This is a genomic window from Paraconexibacter antarcticus, from assembly GCF_024220175.1.
Classification (GTDB): domain Bacteria; phylum Actinomycetota; class Thermoleophilia; order Solirubrobacterales; family Solirubrobacteraceae; genus Paraconexibacter; species Paraconexibacter antarcticus.
On record NZ_CP098502.1, the window covers coordinates 2,011,801 to 2,031,426 of the forward strand.

Consider the following 19,626-nt stretch of genomic DNA (forward strand, 5'->3'; position numbering starts at 1 on the left):
GTCACCGGCGGCGGCCGGCCCCGGGGTCCGACCGCAAGTCCTCCGCAGGCCCTCCCGAACTATGATCCCGCGCGCTATGTCAGCCGCCTCCGCCGTCAATCGCAAGATCCGCGTCGTCGTCGCCAAGCCCGGGTTGGATGGGCATGATCGTGGGGCGAAGATCATCGCCCGTGCGCTCCGTGATGCCGGGATGGAGGTCATCTATACGGGGTTGCATCAGACGCCGGAGCAGATCGTGGAGACGGTCATCCAGGAGGATGCGGATGCGGTGGGGTTGTCGATCCTCTCGGGGGCGCATATGACGCTCGTGCCGAAGGTCGTGGACCTGCTGGCGGCGCAGGGGGTGACCGATGTGCTGGTGACGGTCGGGGGGACGATTCCGGCGGATGACATCCCGGAGCTGAAGAAGCTCGGGGTCGCCGAGGTGTTCACCCCGGGCGCGCCGACGCAGGCGATCATCGACTTCATCCAGGGAGCGGTGAAGGAGCGCGAGTAGGCGCCCTTCGCTCGAGCTCCCAGCATCGGAACCACCAGCTCCATCAACGTCACCGTGCCCCGATTGACTCGTCAGTCAACAAGGCCGGTACACTCCGCGGCCCATCTTGAAGTTCCCACGGGGAACTGGGTCGCTCCGCCCGTCGCAAGGCGGGCACAGGAAACCAATACAGGAGGCCTGAAGTGAAGATCTGTGTCCTCGTTAAAGAGGTCCCCGACGCGGCGGTGCAGAAGCGCATCGACCCGTCCACCGGTCGTATGGACCGCGGCGGGGAGAAGAATCTGAACCCGTACGACACCCACGCCATCGAGGCGGCCATGCAGATCAAGGAGGGTGGAGCCGTCGAGGTCGAGGAGATCGTCGCCGTGACGATGGGTCCGAGCTCCGCGGTCCGCGCGCTGCACAAGGCCGTGTCCCTCGGGGCCGACCGCTCGGTGCACCTGAGCGACGACGCCCTCGCGGGCTCCGACGTCGCCGCCACCGGCTACGCCCTCGCGCAGACGCTCAAGCGCGAGAACCCCGACCTCGTCCTCCTCGGCCAGCAGTCCGACGACGGCGAGTGCTACACGATCGGTGCCGTCGTGGCCGAGCACCTGTCGATGCCGTCGCTCACCCAGGTCATCAAGCTCGACCTGGCCGGCAGCGAGCTGACGTGCGAGCGTCAGGCCGAGTACGGCTACGACACCGTCAAGATCCAGACTCCGGCCGTCATCTCGGTCGGCGACGCGATCAACGAGCCGCGCTACCCGTCGCTGAAGGCGATCATGGGCGCGAAGAAGAAGCCGCTCGACACCGTCGGGACCGGCGACGTGGAGATCGACGCCTCCAAGGTCGGTGGCGACAACTCCAACGCGCAGTGGACGTCCGCCAAGGCTCCGCCGCAGAAGGCCGCCGGCCTCATCATCGAGGACGAGGACACCGCCGAGACCGTCGAGAAGATCGTGGCCTGGCTCGACGAGCGCAAGCTCCTCTAGAAAGGGACATTCACACCATGTCGAACATCCTGGTCTACGCGCTGCACTACGACGGCGCGATCAACAAGAACTCCCTCGGCGCCGTGTCCGAGGGTGCGAAGCTCGCCAAGGAGCTCGGTGGCGAGGCGCACGCGATCCTCGTCGGCGAGAACATCCCGCAGGACCTCGCCGCGTCGCTCGGCGAGTACGGGGCCGCCAAGGTCCTCACCGCCGAGGGCCCCGACGGCCTCGGTCAGCCGGTCGTCGACGCGATGGCCGCGGCCATCGGCAGCGGCGGCTACAAGTACGCCCTCTTCGGCGGCGGCCTCCTCGGCTTCGAGGTCGGCGCCGGCCTCGCCGCGCGCCTCGGCGCCGGCGTCGCGATGGAGATCACCACGGTCCGGGCCGAGGGCGGCGAGCTCGTCGCCGAGCGCCCGATCCTCGGCGACTCCTCGATCTCGGAGATCAAGTACCGCTCCGAGGTCGGCATCATCATCGGCCGCCTGAACGCGTTCGAGATCGTCAAGGGCGGCGCCGGCGCGGCCCCGGTCGAGGCCATCTCCTACGAGGCGAGCCCGCAGTCCGCCCAGGCGACGATCGTCACCCGTGGCGAGCAGCGCGGCGCGGACGTCGACATCGAGGGTGCGAACATCCTCGTCGCCGGTGGCCGTGGTCTCGGCAAGGCGGAGGGCTTCGAGCTCTGCACCGACCTCGCCGCCGCGTTCGGTGGCAGCTCCGCCGTCGCCGCGACCCGCGCGGTCGTCGACGCCGGCTGGTACCCGTACGCGGGTCAGATCGGCCAGACGGGCAAGACCGTCGCCCCGAAGCTGTACCTCGCCGCGGGCATCTCCGGCGCGATCCAGCACAAGGTCGGCATGCAGTCCTCGGAGAACATCGTCGCGATCAACAAGGACGCGAACGCTCCGATCTTCGAGTTCTCGGACCTCGGCATCGTCGGGGACCTGAACAAGATCCTGCCCAAGCTCACCGAGGCCATCAAGGCCAAGAAGGGCAGCTGAGCACGATGGCCGCCACCAACGGCAAGGCCTCGACGGCTCCGGCGGCGTACCCGCCCCCCGTCGAGACCCAGCAGGAGTTCGTCAAGCACGGGCTCGACGGGGAGGACGAGATCATCGAGGTCGGCGTCGCCATCGTCGGTGGCGGCACGGCCGGTCTCGCCTGCGCGAACCGGCTCCTGCAGCTCCTTGCGGACGACCCCGAGACGATGGAGCGTCTCGGGGAGGTCCCCGTCGCGGTGATCGAGAAGGCGAAGACCTGTGGCGGGCACAACCTGTCCGGCGCGGTCGTCCGTCCCGAGCCGCTGCTCGAGCTCTTCCCGGACATGACCCGGGAGGACTGGCGCAAGGAGGGCTTCGCCTTCGGCGAGGTCAAGAAGGAGGCCGTCTACCTGACGCCGACGTCCAAGATGAAGATCCGGATCCCGCCGCCGCCGCCGTTCAAGAACCACGGCAACGAGGTCATGTCCGTCGCGGCGCTCGCGCGCTACCAGGCGCGCGTGGCCGAGGAGGCGGGGGCGTACATCCTCACCGAGACCTCGGCGACGCAGCTCGTCGTCGAGGACGGCAGCGTCGTCGGCGTCCGCTCCGGTGACAAGGGCCGCGGCAAGGAGGGGCAGGAGCTCGGCAACTTCGAGCCCGGCGCCGACATCAAGGCCGCCGTCACCGTCCTCGCCGAGGGCTGCTGGGGCCACCTGACCGGCGCCGCGATCCGCGAGTTCGACCTGGGCGAGGGGCGCGAGCCGCAGACCTGGGAGCTCGGGGTCAAGGAGGTCTGGAAGGTCAAGAAGCCGCTGGACCGCCTCATCCACACGATCGGCCCGTGGCCCGTCTCGATCTCGGCGAAGTACGGCCAGATCGGCGGCTCGTGGATCTACCCGATGAAGGACGAGAAGACCGGCGACGACATGGTGTCGATCGGCTTCGTCGTCGACCTCGAGTACGCGGACGCCACGACGAGCGTCCACGACCTCCTGCAGACGTTCAAGCTCCACCCGCTCGTCCGGGAGATCCTCGACGGCGGCGAGCGCGTCGGCTGGGGCGCCAAGGCCCTTCCGGGCGGCGGCTACTGGTCGATGCCGAAGCTCACGATGCCGGGCGCGCTCATCGTCGGTGACGCGGGCGGCATGGTCGACACGGTGGCGCTCAAGGGCGTCCACCACTGCATCAAGTCGGGCATCCTCGCGGCCGAGGCGATCTACGCGTCGCTGAAGAACGGCGAGTCGTCCCTGGAGTCCTACGAGCAGGCGATCGAGGACTCGACCGTCGGCAAGGAGCTCTACCAGGAGCGCAACACCCGTCAGCCGTTCCAGAAGGGCTTCCTCCTCGGCGGCCCGATGGTCAACCTGAACATCATCACCAAGGGCAAGCTGCCCGGCGGTCGCTGGTCCTGGCACAAGCAGGACCAGAAGCCGATGTTCATCGGCAAGACGTCCAAGCGGTACCCGAAGCCGGACAACAAGTACACGTTCGACAAGCTGTCGTCCGTCTTCATCACCGGCAACTCGACGCGCGACGACGCGCCGAACCACATCCGCGTGCAGAAGCGCGTCCCGCGGGAGATCGCGGAGACGTGGCGCTGGATGTGCCCCGCCGGCGTGTACGAGATCCCGGAGGATGCGCCCGAGACGGGGCCCGTCGACGTGATCGTCAACTACACGAACTGCGTGCAGTGCGGCGCCATCACCGCCAAGGGCGGTCGCCTGACGACCCCCGAGGGTGGGGATGGACCGCTCTACCAGCTGACGTAGCCGACAGCTGAGCCCTTCGCCGACGGGGCGCCTGGGAACGGGCGCCCCGTCTCGTAGGATCGGGCGCATGCCCGCCGCCGCCCCGTTCACCGTCACCGGCGTCGACTTCGTCACGCTCATGACCGAGGACCTCGACGCCGCCCGCGCCTTCTACGGCGACGTGCTGGGTCTCGAGTGCTCGGCGCTGTGGCGCGAGTCCGACCCGGTCGGCGCCGAGTTCGAGACGGGCAACCTGACGCTCGCCCTCGTCGACGCCGCGCGCATCGGCATGACGTTCGCGCCGAGCGGCAACCCCCTCGCCCTCCACGTCGAGGACGTCGCCGCCGCCCGTGCCGCGCTCGAGGAGCGCGGCGTGACCTTCTTCGCTGACACCATGGACTCCGGCGTCTGCCACATGGCGAACTTCAAGGACCCCGACGGCAACGTCCTCATGCTGCACTCGCGCTACGCCCCGCGCATGCCGCGCGCGGCGGCCTAGGCCCGCTCGTCCTCCTCGCGCCCCACCCGCGCCGCCCACGCCGCGTCGAGCTCGGCCTTGCGGTAGTCGTGCCCGTTCACGAGGACGTAGTCGCCGGTGCGGGGGTTCATCGGGAGGTCGCGCTCGATCGGGTACCAGGCGTTGTGCTGGCGGATGAGCGTGTTGACCTCGTCGAAGTCCCACTCGGCGACGAGCGTCCACCGGGCGAGGTCGAGGTCCGGGCCGTCCTCGCGGTAGGTCTCGCAGAGGGCGTCGTAGGCGAGGCGCAGGCGCAGGGCGTGCTCCTCCGTCAGCCGCTCGATCTGCGCGGCGCGCTGCATGTAGCGCGGCATGAACTCGCCGCGGAGGTAGGAGGCGACGCTCCGCTCGCGCTGCATCGAGCGCCTCGGGAGGGGCTTGCCCACCCCGGACTCGTCGATGAGGGACCGGGCGACCCACCGCTCGGCCGGCGTCTGCTCTGACCCGTCGTCCATCGCCTCCCAATGTAGCCCGCAACCCTCGGCCGCCGGGAGGGTTGATGGGGGTGTATGCCGTCGTCGCCCCCATCCCGGCGCGTGGGCCGTGCCGCGGCGCTCGTGCTGGCCGCCGGTGCCGTCTCCCTGCCCGCCGCCGCCCACGCCCAGGCGTCCGCGCCACCGGCCCGCCCCGCCCTCGCCGCGACGCTGACGCAGTGCACGACGGGCGTCCTCGCCGGCGACCGCAGCGTCGACTTCACGGGCTCGATGCCGGTCGTCGAGAAGGCCGTCTCGATGGCGATGCGGTTCGAGCTCTACGAGCGCCCGGGGGACACCGGGCCCTACACGCGCCTGAAGGTCCCCGGCTTCAGCACGTGGAACCGGTCCGACCGCGGGGTCGCGGGCTTCGTCTACGACAAGCGGGTCGAGCGGCTCACCGCGCCGTCCGCCTACCGGGTCGAGGTGCGCTTCCGCTGGCTCGACGCCCGCGGCAGGGTCGTGAAGACCGCGCGCCGGACGAGCGCGTCCTGCCACGAGCCCGACCTGCGCCCCGACCTGCGCGTCACCCGCCTGCTCGTCGGTCCGGGACGCCCCGACGGCACCGCCGTCTACTCCGTCACCGTCGCGAACGCCGGCCGCAGCGCCGTGCTCGCCCCGTTCACGACGAGCCTCACGCTCGGCGGGGCGACCGCCGGGACCCAGACGCTCACCGGCCTCGGCGCCGGGGGCTCGAGCACCCTCACCTTCACCGCACCGCGGTGCGTCCCCGGCTCCGACGTCGTCGCCACCGCCGACGCGGGCCAGGCCGTCGACGAGGTGGCCGAGGGGGACAACTCGGGGCGGACGGCCTGCCCGACGTAGACTGGCGGGCCATGCTCCTGGTCGTCGACGTCGGCAACACCCAGACGCACTTCGGCACCTACCAGGGAGAGGAGCTCGTCGAGCACTGGCGCTTCGCCTCGATCCGCACCTCCACGGCGGACGAGCTCGGCGCGGCGCTGCGCAACCTACTCGAGCTGCGCGGCGTCGGCCTCGCCGACCTGACCGGCTCGATCGTCTCGTCGACGGTGCCGTCGCTCGAGCCCGAGTGGGTCGAGATGGGCCGCCGCTACCTCATGCACGAGATGCTCGCCGTCGGCCCGTCGCTGAAGACCGGCATGCCGATCCGGATGGACAACCCGCGTGAGCTCGGCGCCGACCGCCTCGTCAACGCGGTCGCCGCCTACGAGCAGCTCGGCGGCCCGTGCATCTCCGTCGACTTCGGGACCGCCGTCACGTACGACGTCGTGTCCGCGAAGGGCGAGTACCTCGGCGGCGTCATCACGCCCGGGGTGGAGGTCTCGCTCGACGCCCTCACCGAGCGCGGCGCGAAGCTCCCGAAGATCGATCTCGTCGCCCCGCGCCACGCGATCGGCAAGTCGACGGTCGAGGCGATCCGGTCCGGCATCGTCTACGGCTACGCCGCCCAGGCCGACGGGCTCGTGCGCCGCCTGCAGGAGGAGCTCGAGGAGGAGTGCGACGTCATCGCCACCGGCGGCCTCGCGCGGCTCATCGTCCCGCACTCGGAGACGATCGACCACCTCGACAACCTCCTGACCCTCAAGGGCCTGAAGCTCATCCACGAGCGCAACCGCTAGACCGACTGCGTCGATCCAGCCGCCTCTCGTACCATTGGGGGGCATGCCGTCCCTCACCGACCCCTGGAAGCTCGCCGGCCTCGACGTCCCCAACCGGGTGATGCTCGCGCCGCTGGCCGGCATCGGCACGTGGTTCGTGCGCCTGCAGGCCAAGCGCCACGGCGCCGGCATGGCCGTGAGCGAGATGGTCTCGAGCTTCGCGGTCCACTACGGCAACGAGAAGACCCACCAGGAGCTCCTGCGCGTCCACCCGGACGAGGCGACGGCCGGTCCCGGGGGCCCGACCGCGCTGCAGCTCTTCGGGCAGGACCCCGACGTCATGCGCAGCGCCGCCGCGTTCGTCGCCGCGCACGTCGAGGGCGTTGACGTCATCGACCTGAACATGGGCTGCCCGGTGCCGAAGGTCTGCAAGACGGGCGCGGGCGCCGCGATGCTGAAGGACCCGGACACCGCGGTCGCCGTCGCGCGCGCCGCCCACGAGGGCAGCGGCCTCCCGGTGACCGTGAAGCTCCGCTCGGGGACGAAGCCGGGGGAGACCGACGGCTACGCGCTCGCGCACCGGCTCGTCGACGAGGCCGGCGTCGCCGCCATCACCTTCCATCCGCGCAGCGCCGCCGTCCACCACAAGGGGACGCCCGACTACGACCTCGCCGCGCGGCTCGTGCAGTCGCTCGGCGCCCCGGTGATCCTCACCGGGGGGCTGCACACCGCCGAGGACGTCCGGCGCGCCTACGAGCACACCGGGGCGACCGCGGTCATGCTCGCCCGCGGCAGCATGGGCAACCCGTGGCTCTTCGAGCAGGTCCTCGGCCTGCGCCCGGCCGACGCGGGACCGTCGACCACCGAGATCCTCGACGAGCTCGAGTGGACGATCGACCGCTGCGTCGAGCACCTCGGCGAGGAGCGCGCGGGCCGCTGGCTGCGCAAGTGCTACCCGTGGTACGTCGACCGCCTCGGGCTGCCGCCCGCGGAGGCGAAGGCGCTCCAGGCGGCGCTGCAGCAGACGACGGACGTCGCGGGCGCCCGCGCCGCGATCGCGCCGCTGCGCGCGATCCCCGCCGCCGCCTGAGGAGCGGCGCCGAGGACCGGGTGGACGCGGTCTGCGCCAGCGCTATACTGCGCCGTCGCTCACCACCCGGTCGCCTGAGATCCCGCCGCCAGAGGCGGGTTTTTCGTCATGTGACCCGGGCAACCCAACACTGGGATCAGATCATGCCGAAGGACGTCATCCTCACCCTCGAGGGCCTCGAGGGCCTCAAAGCAGAGCTCGAGGAGCTGTCGACCGCCAAGCGCCGCGAGGTCGCCGAGCGCATCAAGGAAGCACGCGAGTTCGGGGACATCTCCGAGAACTCCGAGTACGACGACGCGAAGAACGAGCAGGCCATGCTCGAGACGCGCATCCTCCAGATCGAGGAGCAGATCCGCTCGGCCCGCGTCATCTCCGCGGACGACGTGTCCACCGACGTCGTCGGCGTCGGCGTCACCGTGTCGGTGAAGTTCGACGACGGCAAGGCCCAGAAGTTCACCATCGTCGGCTCGGCCGAGTCCAAGCCGCCGGAGAAGCTCTCGAACGAGTCGCCGATCGGCAAGGCGCTCATGGGCAAGAAGAAGGGCGACGAGGTGACCGTCGTGCTGCCGACCGGCAAGACGCGGTCGCTGAAGATCACCAAGATCGACCTCGGTCTCTGACGCCGTCGCCATGAGCGACGACACCGGCACGGCCGGCGAGGCCGTCCCCGAGCACGAGCTGCTCGCCGTCCGCCGGGGGAAGCTCGACCGGCTCCGGGCCGACGGGATCGACCCCTTCCCGCACGCCTTCCCCGGCGTGACCCCGATCGGGGAGGTGCGGGCCGCGCACGCCGGCCTCGAGGCGGGCGCCGAGACCGAGGCGCGCTACCGCATCGCCGGGCGCCTGCACGCGCGCCGCGGGCAGGGGAAGATGGCCTTCCTCGACCTCGACGACCGCTCGGGGCGCCTGCAGCTGCAGGCCCGTCGCGACGTCCTCGGGGAGGAGGTCATGGACCGCCTGCTCGACCTCGACCTCGGGGACCTCGTCGGGATCGACGGCGTCGTCTTCATGTCCCGCCGCGGCGAGCTGTCGCTCCGCGTCGAGGCCGTCACCGTCCTCGCGAAGTCGCTGCGCCCGCCACCGGACAAGCACCACGGCCTGCAGGACGTCGAGCAGCGCTTCCGCCGCCGCGAGCTCGACCTCATCGGCAACGCGGACACCCGCGCGCTCTTCATGACGCGCGCGAAGGTCATCTCGACGGTTCGCCGCCAGCTCGACGACGCCGGCTTCGTCGAGGTCGAGACGCCGATCCTCCAGCCGCTCTACGGCGGTGCGATGGCCCGGCCGTTCACGACGCACCACAACGCGCTGGACCGCGACTTCTACCTGCGGATCGCCACCGAGCTCTACCTCAAGCGGCTCGTCGTCGGCGGCCTCGAGCGCGTCTACGAGCTCGGCAAGGACTTCCGCAACGAGGGCGTGTCGTTCAAGCACAACCCCGAGTTCACGATGCTCGAGTGGTACGAGGCGTACGCCGACTACGAGGACGCCGCCGGCCGCCTGGAGTCGATCGTCCACGCCGTGAGCGTCGCCGTCGGCTACGAGGGCGACCTGGACTTCGGCCCGCCGTGGCGCCGCGTCTCGTTCGTCGAGGCGATCCAGGAGGCGACCGGGGTCGACATCATGGCCCACCCCGAGGGCGCCGACCTCGCGGTCGCGGTGCGCGCCGCCGGCCACGAGCTGAAGGGCATGGACGAGCTCACCTGGCCGCAGCTCGTCGACGACCTGCTCTCGAAGTTCGTCGAGCCGAACCTGGAGCAGCCGACGATCGTCATGGACTACCCGGTCGCGATCTCGCCGTTCGCGAAGGCGCACCGCTCCAAGCCCGGCCTCACCGAGCGCTTCGAGGCCTTCGCCGCGGGCATGGAGATCGCCAACGCCTTCACCGAGCTCAACGACCCGGACGTCCAGCGCGAGCGCTTCGAGGCCCAGGTCCGCTTCTCCGAGGCGGGCGACGAGGAGGCCCAGCCCTACGACGAGGTCTTCGTCCAGGCGCTGGAGCAGGGGATGCCCCCGACGGGCGGCCTCGGCCTCGGCATCGACCGCCTCGTGATGCTCATGACGGGCACCCGCTCGATCCGCGAGGTCGTGCTCTTCCCCGCGATGCGGGACTGACCCGCGCGCCTCAGCGCGCCGCCGCGTTGAGGATCACCGCGAGCAGGAACGCCGCCACCGCGAACGCGCGCAGCGCCCAGCCGCGCGGGGCGTCGTCGCGGTCGAGCACCATGTCGCGGATCGCGACGCTCATCGCCAGGACCGCGAGGAGGCAGAGGACGATCGCGGCGGCCTTCACGACGACGGGCGCACGAGCGCGGGCAGCTCCGAGGGGGCCATCGCCGCCATCCTAGGCGGCGGCGAGGTGCTCCTCCCTCCGGCCCGGACGCGGCGTCTCTGGCACGTTGGCGCTGGCGCGTAGCCGCTCGACCGCATGGAGGCCGCAGACTCGGGCGTTTTGTGCAGGGGGCACGCCCGCGGCGACAGCGCCCGTTGGTAGAGTGACCTATGGACGTCGACCGCCCCCGGTCTCTCATCTTTTCGGCCCCGGTGGCCGAATACATGGGTGCCCGGGGACCTCGCCGTTCCCTGATTTCCTGGGAGATAGAGAACAGGCACTACCCACGCTGGACGCCGCCGCGGACCAGCAGGAAGGACATGCAGCATGTTCGAGCGATTCACTGAACGGGCCCGTCAGGTCGTTGTTCTCGCGCAGGAGGAGGCGCGGACGCTCAAGCACAACTACATCGGGACCGAGCACATCCTGCTCGGCCTGTTGCGCGAGGAGGAGGGTCTCGCCGCGCGTGTGCTCGAGAGCCTGGACATCACCGTCGAGCGCGTCCGCGCGCAGGTGGTGCGGATCGTGGGCTCGGGCGAGGAGGTCACTTCCGGCCAGATTCCCTTCACGCCGCGGGCGAAGAAGGTCCTGGAGCTCGCCCTGCGCGAAGCGCTCAGCCTCGGCCACAACTACATCGGCACCGAGCACATCCTGCTCGGGCTCGTGCGGGAGAACGAGGGCGTCGCCGCCCGCATCCTGCTCGACTTCGACGCCGACTCGGAGAAGATCCGCAACGAGGTCATCCGGATGCTCTCGGGCCCCGGCGGCCGCCGCCAGGGCTCCGGCTCGGGTTCCGGCGCGGGCGCCGCGGGCGCCGGTGCCGGCGCGGGCGCGCAGGGGGAGGGCAAGAAGTCCTCCAAGCTGCTCGACCAGTTCGGCCGCAACCTCACGAAGCTCGCCTCCGACGGCAAGCTCGACCCCGTCGTCGGCCGGGAGACCGAGATCGAGCGGATCATGCAGATCCTCTCGCGCCGCACGAAGAACAACCCGGTGCTCATCGGCGAGCCCGGCGTCGGCAAGACCGCCGTCGTCGAGGGCCTCGCCCAGCGCATCACGAACTCGGACGTGCCGGAGCTGCTGAAGAACAAGCAGATCTACACGCTCGACCTCGCGGCCCTCGTCGCGGGCTCGAAGTACCGCGGTGAGTTCGAGGAGCGCCTGAAGAAGGTGATGAAGGAGATCACCCAGCGCGGCGACATCATCCTGTTCATCGACGAGATCCACAACCTCGTCGGCGCGGGCGCCGCCGAGGGCGCGATCGACGCCGCCTCGATCCTGAAGCCCGCGCTCGCGCGCGGCGAGCTGCAGACGATCGGCGCGACGACGCTCGACGAGTACCGCAAGTACCTCGAGCGCGACAGCGCGCTGGAGCGCCGCTTCCAGCAGATCCGCGTGGAGCAGCCGTCCGTCGAGGAGACCGTCCAGATCCTGGAGGGCCTGCGCGACCGGTACGAGCAGCACCACAAGGTCGAGATCACCGACGAGGCCCTCCTGGCCGCGTCGGAGCTCGCCGACCGCTACATCGCCGACCGCCAGCTCCCGGACAAGGCCATCGACCTCATCGACGAGGCCGCGTCCCGCATGCGCATCAAGTCCATGACGTCCCCGCCCGTCTACCGGGAGCTCGAGGAGGACATCGAGAAGACGCGCCGCGAGAAGGAGGCGTCGATCGAGGCGCAGGAGTTCGAGAAGGCCGCCAACCTCCGTGACACGGAGCGGCGCCTGACGAACAAGAAGCGCGAGCTCGAGGAGGCCTGGGAGGCCGGCGAGGCCGAGGGCCAGGAGCGCCCGAAGATCGGCGAGGAGGAGATCGCCGACATCGTCTCGATGTGGACGGGGATCCCGGTCTTCAAGCTCACCGAGGCGGAGACGGCGAAGCTCATGCGCATGGAGGACGAGCTCCACAAGCGCGTCATCGGGCAGCACGCCGCCGTCGAGGTCATCTCGAAGGCGATCCGCCGCTCCCGCGCCGGCCTGAAGGACCCGAAGCGGCCGACCGGCTCCTTCGTCTTCCTCGGGCCGTCGGGCGTCGGCAAGACCGAGCTCGCCCGCACGCTCGCCGAGTTCCTCTTCGGCGACGAGGAGTCGATGATCCGCATCGACATGTCGGAGTACATGGAGAAGCACGCCGTGTCCCGGCTCGTCGGCTCGCCCCCCGGCTACATCGGGTACGACGAGGGCGGTCAGCTCACCGAGGCCGTGCGCCGCAAGCCGTACTGCGTGCTCCTCCTCGACGAGATCGAGAAGGCCCACCCGGACGTCTTCAACATCCTCCTGCAGATCCTGGAGGACGGTCGCCTGACCGACTCCCAGGGCCGCACGGTGGACTTCCGGCATGCCATCGTGATCATGACCTCGAACATCGGTGCCTCGGAGATCGCGCGGAACACCCCGCTCGGCTTCTCCGTCGGCGACGAGGACGCGGGCATGACGTACGACGACATGAAGGGCCGCGTCATGGGCGAGCTCAAGAAGGTCTTCCGGCCCGAGTTCCTCAACCGCATCGACGACGTGCTGGTCTTCCACAAGCTGCAGAAGGAGGAGATCAAGACGATCGTCGAGCTCCTGCTCACCCGCATCCGCCAGTCGCTGGCGGACCGCGAGCTGCAGCTCGAGCTGACCGAGGACGCCAAGGACCTGCTCGTAGAGAAGGGCTGGGACCCCGCCATGGGCGCCCGTCCCCTCCGTCGCGCGATCCAGCGCTACATCGAGGATCCGCTCGCGGACTTCGTCCTGCGCTCCGAGCTCACGCCCGGTGGCACCGTCCTCGTCGAGCGGGCCCCGGAGGGCGCTGACCCGCCGGTGGCGCTGTCCGTGATCCAGCCGAAGGTCCCCGCCGCCGTCGGTGCCGGAGCCGAGGCCGCGGCGGAGACGCCGGCCATCGAGCCGCCCGAGACCCCGCCCGCCGCGGCGGAGGAGTCCGCGTAGCACCGCGGCGCCCGCCTCGTGCGGGCGTCCGCAGCACGTCCGGTCAGCGGGCGGCCTCAGGGCCGCCCGCGGTCGTTCGTGGGCAGTGTGAGCAAGCCCACGCCGGATGTCTTGCTTCCCGGTCACGATTTCGGGGAAGATCGCGCAACACCCTGGAAGGAAGAACCTGTGGACGCAAACCGCCTCAAGAACATCTCCGTCTTCGCCGACCTCGGCGAGGACGGCCTGAACCTCATCGCTGCGCTCGCGTCCGAGGTCTCCGTGCCGGCCGGCAAGGAGCTCGTCCGCGAGGGCGACTACTCGTACGACATCCTGGCGATCGAGGAGGGCACGGCGAAGGTCGAGCGCGGCGGCGAGCACCTCGCCGACCTCAAGGCGGGCGACATCATCGGCGAGATGGGCGTGCTCGAGAAGGCCCAGCGCACCGCGACCGTGACGGCGACCTCGCCGATGGTCCTCGTGACGATGGACCGCTGGGACGTCAAGCGCCTGGCCAAGCAGTCCCCGCGCGTCGTCGACGAGCTCAAGGCGCTCATCGAGCAGCGCCGCGCGCACGCCTGAGGGTGTCCACGGGCGAGTCCGCGGACGGCGTCGCGGTCATCAAGGTCCGCGACGACGGGCCGTACAAGGTCAGCGGGCCCGTCCGCGTCGTCGACGTGGACGGGAACGCCTGGGACCTCCCCGAGGGCCCGTTCGTCCTCTGCCGCTGCGGCCTGAGCCGCGAGAAGCCGTTCTGCGACCGCAGCCACCGCGAGGGCGGGTTCGTCAGCCGGGAGCGGGCGTAGGCGCGCATGGGCAGGAGGGCACGGTCGATGTCAGAAGAGCGTCCCGAACGCGCAACTCGTCCGCGCGCCTCACGTTAGGGGGAGTGATGCAGGCTCAGAACGGCACCACCATCGCCTGGCTCGTGGTTCTCTGCGTGCTCGCGGGGCTGCTCGCGGCCGTCGTCAGCCCGGGCCTCTGAACCACCCCCGCGCCGCCGGCGTGGCGGGCTTCGCGGGTCGCGGCGCGGCCGGCCCTGCCCGGCGTGGCCGCACGTCAGGGCCGATCAGACGTGACGCCCGACGTACACGAGGTCCCGCGGGACCCCGTCCATGTCGGCGACGCGCGGCATGTGGCCCCAGCGCTCGAAGCCGCGGCTCGCGAAGAGCGCGAGGCTTGCGGCGTTGTGGGCGAAGACGAGGCCGATGAGGGCGCTCACGCCGACGCCCGGTGACTCGGCGATCGCGTGGTCGAGCAGGCGTCCGCCGAGCCCCTGCCCGCGCACGTCGTCGCGCAGGTAGATGCTGATCTGCGCGGTCACGTGGTAGGCCGCCCGGGGATGGAAGTCGCTCAGGCCCACCCAGGCGACGATCTCCCCGGCGGCGTTCTCGGCGACCCAGAGCGGCCGGCGATCGGGGGTGCTCGCGTGGAACCACGGCTCGCGCTCCTCGACCGTCACGGGCTCCAGCTGCGCGGTCGCGGTCCGGCCGGGGATCGTCGCGTTGTAGAGGCCGACGATCGCCTCGAGGTCGTCGCGGGTGGCCAGGCGGATCGTGGGAGCGGGTTCGGAGATGGCGGCGATGGTAGCTGCGAGGACCGCGAGGGGGGCGAGTCGGTCCGCCCCGGGACCTACTGTCAGTGAGCCCATGGCGCGCCCGACGACGATCCACACGTGCTCCACCTGCGGCCAGAGCGAGCCCCGCTGGATGGGTCAGTGCCCCGGCTGCGGCGAGTGGAACACGATGGTGGAGGAGGCGGCGGCGCCCGCTGCCGGGCGGGCGGGCGCGGCGACCCGCCTGCGCGGCTCCGGCGGCGCCCGTGCCGCCACCGTGACCCGGCTGAAGGACGTCGACACCGCCCGCGCCCCGCGTCTGCGGACCGGCATCCAGGAGGTCGACCGCGTCCTCGGCGGCGGCCTCGTCGCCGGCTCGCTCGTCCTGCTGGGCGGCTCACCGGGCATCGGCAAGTCGACGCTCACGGGTATGGCCCTCGGCAACCTCGCGGCCGCGGGCCGCAGCGTCCTCTACGTCTCCGGCGAGGAGTCGGCCCAGCAGATCCGCCTGCGTCACGAGCGGCTGCTGACGCCGCACTGCGCCGCGCTCGACGTCCCGGTGCTCGCCGAGACCGACCTCGGCACCGTCCTCGCGACGATCGAGGCCGAGAGCCCCGACGTCGTCGTCATCGACTCGGTGCAGACGCTGCACGCCGCCGAACTCACCGGCGCGCCGGGGTCGGTCGGGCAGGTCCGTGAGGTCGCGAGCCGGATCATGCAGGTCGCGAAGCCGAGCGGGACCGCCGTCATCCTCGTCGGCCACGTGACGAAGGAGGGCTCCCTCGCCGGGCCGCGGGTGCTCGAGCACCTCGTCGACTGCGTCCTGCAGTTCGAGGGGGAGCGCGAGCGGACGTACCGCACCCTCCGCGCGCTGAAGAACCGGTTCGGCTCCACGAACGAGGCGGGCGTCTTCGAGATGCGCTCGGGCGGGCTCGTCGAGGTCCTCGACGCGAGCGCCCGCTTCGTCTCCGAGGCGACCCGCAAGCCCGGCAGCGTCGTCCTCGCCGCGATGGAGGGCTCCCGCCCGCTGCTCGTCGAGGTCCAGGCGCTCGTCTCCCCGAGCGAGCTCGTCCCGCCGCGGCGGGTCGTCAACGGCATCGATCGCAACCGGCTGGCCCTCGTCCTCGCCGTCCTCGGGCGACACGCCGGGGTGGGGGTGGGGACCGCGGACGTCTTCGTGAACGTCGTCGGCGGCGTCCGCGTCGACGAGCCCGGCGCCGACCTCGCGATCGCGCTGGCCGTCGCGAGCGCCCAGCGGGGCATCGCCCTCGGGGACGCCGGGGGCAAGCTCCCGGTGGCGTGCTTCGGGGAGGTCGGGCTCACCGGCGAGCTGCGCACGGTCGCGCACTCGGACCGCCGCCTGGACGAGGCGCGCAAGTTCGGCCTGCGGTCCCCCGTGTCGCCGGAGCACACCCCGACGCTGCGCGCGGCCCTGCGGAGCGTCCTGCCCGCCGCGGGCGGTTCGGGGCGTGACACGGCGTCAGCGCTGGTAAGCGACATTTGACATCAGGGTCCATCCGTGCCCTCGCGAACGGTCGCCCCCGGCTAAAGACGACATCAAGAATCCCGGTAAACCCTGGTAGAATGGGTGCCAGATGGCGCAGCGATCCGGGGATGAGCTCACAGAGCTCGAGACACGTCAGGAGCCCCGGCTCGTGAAGGCGCTCGAGATGGTGGCCCCCGGAACGGCACTGCGTGAGGGGATCGACGACATCCTGCACGCCCACACCGGCGGCCTCATCATGGTCGGCGACCCGGAGGAGCTCAGCTTCCTCTTCTCGGGCGGCATGAAGCTCGACATCGACTACACCCCGGCGACGCTCTACCAGGTCGCGAAGATGGACGGCGCGATCGCGCTGAACGCCAACGCGACGAAGATCGTCATCGCGAACGTCCAGCTCATGCCGGACCCGACGATCCTCACGCTGGAGACCGGCACGCGCCACCGCACGGCCGAGCGCGTCTCGAAGCAGACCGACGCGCTCGTCATCGCGATCTCGCAGCGGCGGGAGGTCGTCAGCCTCTACGTCGACGGCGGGAAGTACATCCTCGAGGACATCCCCGTCGTGCTCGCGAAGGCCAACCAGGCGCTCGCGACCCTCGACAAGTACCGCACCCGCCTCGATCAGGTCTCCACCCGTCTGACGGCGCTGGAGTTCGAGGGCGGGGCGACTCTGCACGACGTCCTGACGGTCCTCCAGCGCTCCGAGCTCGTGACGCGCATGGCCGTCGAGATCGAGCGCTACATCGTCGAGCTCGGCCGCGAGGGCCGGCTCATCGAGATGCAGCTCGAGGAGACGATGGTCGGCACCGCCGCCGACAAGGCCGCGCTCGTGCACGACTACCTGGCCGAGGACAGCGACGAGGCGTTCGCCTCCGCGCTCGACCAGCTCGGTCGCCTGCCACACCAGGACCTCCTGGACTTCGGCCGCCTGGCCGAGCTCATGGGGTACGACCGCAAGCTCAACACCCTGGACTACCCGGTGTCCCCCCGTGGGTACCGGATCCTGGGCCGCATCCCCCGCCTCCCCAAGCTCGTCGTCCAGCAGATCGTCAAGGAGTTCGGCGGGCTGGACGAGATGCTCGCCGCCACCGACGCCGAGCTGGAGACGGTCGAAGGGGTGGGGGAGATCCGTGCGAAGGACATCCGCGAGGGCCTTCGCCGGCTTCAGGAGATCAACCTCGTGGACCGGTACCTGCAGACGTAGTACCCGAGCGGCCCCCGACGCCGCCGATGCACCACCGCACCACCGCTCCGCATTGACGCGGGCGGCTGACCAAGGAGCACACCATTCCTGAGATGACCGAAGACCAGATCGCCGAAGAGGACATCGAGTTCCCGACGATCGTCAACATCGACTTCGAGATCGGCGACCACGTCGTCTATCCGCATCACGGCGCAGGGAAGGTGCTCAAGAAGGAAGTCAAGAAGATGTTCGGCGAGGAGCGCGAGTACCTCACGATCAAGATCCTTCACAACGACATGACCGTCATGGTCCCGTGTGAGAACGCGGGCATCGCCGGGCTCCGCCACATCATCGACGAGAAGACGATCCAGGAGGTCCTCGCGGTCCTCCAGGACGAGCTCTCGGAGATGCCGAAGAACTGGAACCGTCGCTTCAAGCACAACCGCGACAAGATCAAGACGGGCGTCATCCACGAGCTCGCCGAGGTCGTCCGCAACCTCGCGATCCGCGAGCACGACAAGGGCCTGTCGACGGGTGAGAAGCAGATGTACACCCGGGCGAAGAAGATCCTCGCGTCCGAGCTGATGTACGCGCTCGACAAGTCCGAGGACGAGGCGGAGGCGTACCTCGACGACCTCCTCGCGGAGTCCGCGGGCGCGCAGGTCGCCGCGACGGCCGCCAAGGCCTAGCGGCATCCTCGGCTGCGCCTCGGATGCCGTGTGCGAGATCCTCGCCTGGCGGCTCCGGACATCGCGGCTGAGGGAGATGTGATGGGGCCGGTTGCGCTGATCGTCGCCGCCGGCCGAGGCGAGCGCCTTGGGTCCGACGGACCCAAGGCTTTCGTCCGTTGTGGGGGGCGTCCGATGCTCGAGTGGTCGGTCGACGCCTTCCGGGCGGCGGGGGTCGAGCGGATCGTCGTCGCGCTCCCCGCGGGGTACGAGGCGCCGGCCGGCTGCATCGGGGTGAGCGGCGGCGCCGAGCGGTCGCACTCGGTCCGCGCGGCGCTCGGCGCGGCGGGGGACCCGGCGGTCGTCCTCGTCCACGACGCGGCCCGCCCGCTCGTCACCGCGCAGATCGTCGAGGACTGCCTGGCGGCGCTGACGGCGGAGGTCGACGCGGTCATCGCGGCCGCCGCCGTGACCGACACGCTGAAGGAGGCCGACGGCCACGACGTCGTCCGCACGCTCGACCGCTCACGGCTGTGGGCGGTCCAGACGCCCCAGGTCTTCTGGACCGCGGCCCTCGCCGGGGTCATGGCCCAGGACGACGCCGTCCTCGCCGCCGCGACCGACGACGCGTCGCTCATCGAGGCGGGCGGGGGCCGCGTGCGCGTCGTCCCGTGCCCGCGCGACAACTTCAAGGTCACGACGCCGGAGGACCTCCGGCTCGCCGAGCTCGTGCTCGCCGATCGGGCCCGGCCCGCCGCCGGCGCGGCCGGACCGGGATAATCCGGCGCGCATGCTGACCGACTACCACGTGCACCTGCGGCCGGACGGGCCCGGGAGCGACGCCGCCGACTTCTTCACGCCCGAGAACGCCGCCCGCTACCGCGCCGCCGCCGAGGAGCGCGGGATCACCGAGCTCGGCGTCAGCGAGCACATCTACCGCTTCAGCCAGGCCCTCGACGTCTGGCAGCACGACCTCTGGCGGGGCAGCGGCAAGGACGACATCGACGCCTACTGCGCGTTCGTCCGCGAGGAGACCGACCTGCGGCTCGGCATCGAGGCCGACTTCATCCCCGGGACCGAGGACCGGATGGCCGACCTCCTCGACGCCCGCGACTGGGACTACGTCATCGGCTCGATCCACTTCCTCGGCGACTACGCCCTGGACATGGAGCGCTACGACATCTGGGACACGAGCCACTCGCCCGAGCAGGTGTGGGCGACGTACTTCACGTGGCTCGGCGAGGCGGCGATGAGCGGCCTCTTCGACGTTCTCGCCCACCCGGACCTCGTGAAGCACTGGGGGCGCACGCGGCCGTTCCCGGAGGACGACCTGCGCAACTACTACGAGCTCGCGATGGAGGGCATCGCGGCCTCGGGGGTCGTCATCGAGGTCTCGACCGCCGGGCTGCGCAAGCCCGTCGAGGAGATCTACCCGGCGCCGGGGTTCCTCGAGATGTGCATCGAGGCGGGCGCGTCGATCTCCCTGAGTTCGGACGCCCACACGCCCGAGCATCTCGGCTACGGCTACCAGGACGCGCTGCTCTACCTCGCGGACCTCGGGGTCACCGAGCTCGTGACCTTCGACCGGCGGCAGCGGATCATGGAACCGCTGGGCTAGGAGC

General features: G+C 70.8%; 21 protein-coding genes. 18 read left to right on the forward strand and 3 right to left on the reverse strand.

Annotation, left to right across the window (positions count from 1 at the left end; genetic code table 11):
- Window positions 1-76: 76 nt before the first annotated feature.
- The 5 genes from NBH00_RS09880 to NBH00_RS09900 all read left to right on the forward strand — a co-directional run bounded on the left by NBH00_RS09880 (window position 77) and on the right by NBH00_RS09900 (window position 4,694).
- Window positions 77-496, forward strand: coding sequence for a cobalamin B12-binding domain-containing protein (locus tag NBH00_RS09880; protein ID WP_254573173.1), 420 nt, complete (start codon window positions 77-79; stop codon window positions 494-496).
- A 182-nt stretch (window positions 497-678) separates the two neighbouring features.
- Window positions 679-1,470, forward strand: a complete 792-nt coding sequence (locus NBH00_RS09885; RefSeq protein WP_254572893.1) for an electron transfer flavoprotein subunit beta/FixA family protein — start codon at window positions 679-681, stop codon at window positions 1,468-1,470.
- A 17-nt stretch (window positions 1,471-1,487) separates the two neighbouring features.
- A complete protein-coding gene (locus tag NBH00_RS09890; RefSeq protein ID WP_254573174.1) occupies window positions 1,488-2,468 on the forward strand; it encodes an electron transfer flavoprotein subunit alpha/FixB family protein in 981 nt (326 codons plus the stop codon).
- 5 nt (window positions 2,469-2,473) lie between these two features.
- Window positions 2,474-4,216: an electron transfer flavoprotein-ubiquinone oxidoreductase gene (locus NBH00_RS09895; protein WP_254573175.1), complete on the forward strand. Its 1,743-nt coding sequence runs from the start codon at window positions 2,474-2,476 to the stop codon at window positions 4,214-4,216.
- A 67-nt stretch (window positions 4,217-4,283) separates the two neighbouring features.
- A complete protein-coding gene (locus NBH00_RS09900) occupies window positions 4,284-4,694 on the forward strand; it encodes a VOC family protein (RefSeq protein WP_254573176.1) in 411 nt (136 codons plus the stop codon).
- On the opposite strand, the gene NBH00_RS09905 is transcribed toward NBH00_RS09900, so the two are convergent.
- Window positions 4,691-5,167, reverse strand: coding sequence for a hypothetical protein (locus tag NBH00_RS09905; protein ID WP_254573177.1), 477 nt, complete (start codon window positions 5,165-5,167; stop codon window positions 4,691-4,693). The two genes, NBH00_RS09900 and NBH00_RS09905, sit on opposite strands and share 4 nt — an antisense overlap.
- Window positions 5,168-5,248: 81 nt before the next feature.
- Here NBH00_RS09905 and NBH00_RS09910 point away from each other — a divergent pair, with 81 nt between their 5' ends.
- The 5 genes from NBH00_RS09910 (at window position 5,249) to lysS (ending at window position 9,970) form a co-directional block, all read left to right on the forward strand.
- A complete protein-coding gene (locus NBH00_RS09910; protein WP_254573178.1) occupies window positions 5,249-6,010 on the forward strand; it encodes a CARDB domain-containing protein in 762 nt (253 codons plus the stop codon).
- 11 nt (window positions 6,011-6,021) lie between these two features.
- Window positions 6,022-6,786: a type III pantothenate kinase gene (locus tag NBH00_RS09915; protein ID WP_254573179.1), complete on the forward strand. Its 765-nt coding sequence runs from the start codon at window positions 6,022-6,024 to the stop codon at window positions 6,784-6,786.
- Window positions 6,787-6,829: 43 nt separating this feature from the next.
- Entirely contained in the window at window positions 6,830-7,855 is a 1,026-nt protein-coding gene (locus tag NBH00_RS09920) for a tRNA dihydrouridine synthase (protein WP_254573180.1), read from the forward strand.
- A 143-nt stretch (window positions 7,856-7,998) separates the two neighbouring features.
- A complete protein-coding gene (gene greA / locus NBH00_RS09925) occupies window positions 7,999-8,475 on the forward strand; it encodes a transcription elongation factor GreA (protein WP_254573181.1) in 477 nt (158 codons plus the stop codon).
- A gap of 10 nt (window positions 8,476-8,485) precedes the next feature.
- A complete protein-coding gene (gene lysS / locus NBH00_RS09930; protein WP_254573182.1) occupies window positions 8,486-9,970 on the forward strand; it encodes a lysine--tRNA ligase in 1,485 nt (494 codons plus the stop codon).
- Window positions 9,971-9,980: 10 nt separating this feature from the next.
- On the opposite strand, the gene NBH00_RS09935 is transcribed toward lysS, so the two are convergent.
- Window positions 9,981-10,148 (reverse strand): hypothetical protein, encoded by a 168-nt coding sequence (locus NBH00_RS09935; protein ID WP_254573183.1) that lies wholly within the window; start codon window positions 10,146-10,148, stop codon window positions 9,981-9,983.
- Between the two features lie 366 nt (window positions 10,149-10,514).
- Between NBH00_RS09935 and NBH00_RS09940 the strand changes: the two genes are divergently transcribed.
- The 3 genes from NBH00_RS09940 (at window position 10,515) to NBH00_RS09950 (ending at window position 13,900) form a co-directional block, all read left to right on the forward strand.
- On the forward strand, window positions 10,515-13,115 hold the full coding sequence (locus tag NBH00_RS09940; protein ID WP_254573184.1) for an ATP-dependent Clp protease ATP-binding subunit: 2,601 nt from the start codon (window positions 10,515-10,517) through the stop codon (window positions 13,113-13,115).
- Between the two features lie 168 nt (window positions 13,116-13,283).
- On the forward strand, window positions 13,284-13,676 hold the full coding sequence (locus NBH00_RS09945) for a cyclic nucleotide-binding domain-containing protein (RefSeq protein WP_254573185.1): 393 nt from the start codon (window positions 13,284-13,286) through the stop codon (window positions 13,674-13,676).
- Window positions 13,677-13,678: 2 nt separating this feature from the next.
- The gene (locus NBH00_RS09950; RefSeq protein ID WP_254573186.1) at window positions 13,679-13,900 is read left to right on the forward strand and encodes a CDGSH iron-sulfur domain-containing protein; all 222 of its coding nucleotides are present in this window, start codon (window positions 13,679-13,681) and stop codon (window positions 13,898-13,900) included.
- Window positions 13,901-14,163: 263 nt separating this feature from the next.
- Here NBH00_RS09950 and NBH00_RS09955 read toward each other — a convergent pair whose 3' ends face one another.
- A complete protein-coding gene (locus NBH00_RS09955) occupies window positions 14,164-14,769 on the reverse strand; it encodes a GNAT family N-acetyltransferase (RefSeq protein WP_254573187.1) in 606 nt (201 codons plus the stop codon).
- Between NBH00_RS09955 and radA the strand changes: the two genes are divergently transcribed.
- The 5 genes from radA to NBH00_RS09980 all read left to right on the forward strand — a co-directional run bounded on the left by radA (window position 14,744) and on the right by NBH00_RS09980 (window position 19,622).
- The gene (gene radA, locus NBH00_RS09960; RefSeq protein ID WP_254573188.1) at window positions 14,744-16,153 is read left to right on the forward strand and encodes a DNA repair protein RadA; all 1,410 of its coding nucleotides are present in this window, start codon (window positions 14,744-14,746) and stop codon (window positions 16,151-16,153) included. The genes NBH00_RS09955 and radA overlap by 26 nt on opposite strands.
- Before the next feature lie 91 nt (window positions 16,154-16,244).
- Window positions 16,245-17,357: a DNA integrity scanning diadenylate cyclase DisA gene (gene disA, locus NBH00_RS09965; RefSeq protein ID WP_254573189.1), complete on the forward strand. Its 1,113-nt coding sequence runs from the start codon at window positions 16,245-16,247 to the stop codon at window positions 17,355-17,357.
- A gap of 92 nt (window positions 17,358-17,449) precedes the next feature.
- On the forward strand, window positions 17,450-18,025 hold the full coding sequence (locus NBH00_RS09970) for a CarD family transcriptional regulator (protein WP_254573190.1): 576 nt from the start codon (window positions 17,450-17,452) through the stop codon (window positions 18,023-18,025).
- Window positions 18,026-18,106: 81 nt separating this feature from the next.
- On the forward strand, window positions 18,107-18,784 hold the full coding sequence (gene ispD, locus NBH00_RS09975; protein WP_254573191.1) for a 2-C-methyl-D-erythritol 4-phosphate cytidylyltransferase: 678 nt from the start codon (window positions 18,107-18,109) through the stop codon (window positions 18,782-18,784).
- Window positions 18,785-18,794: 10 nt separating this feature from the next.
- On the forward strand, window positions 18,795-19,622 hold the full coding sequence (locus tag NBH00_RS09980) for a histidinol-phosphatase HisJ family protein (protein ID WP_254573192.1): 828 nt from the start codon (window positions 18,795-18,797) through the stop codon (window positions 19,620-19,622).
- Window positions 19,623-19,626: the final 4 nt, after the last annotated feature.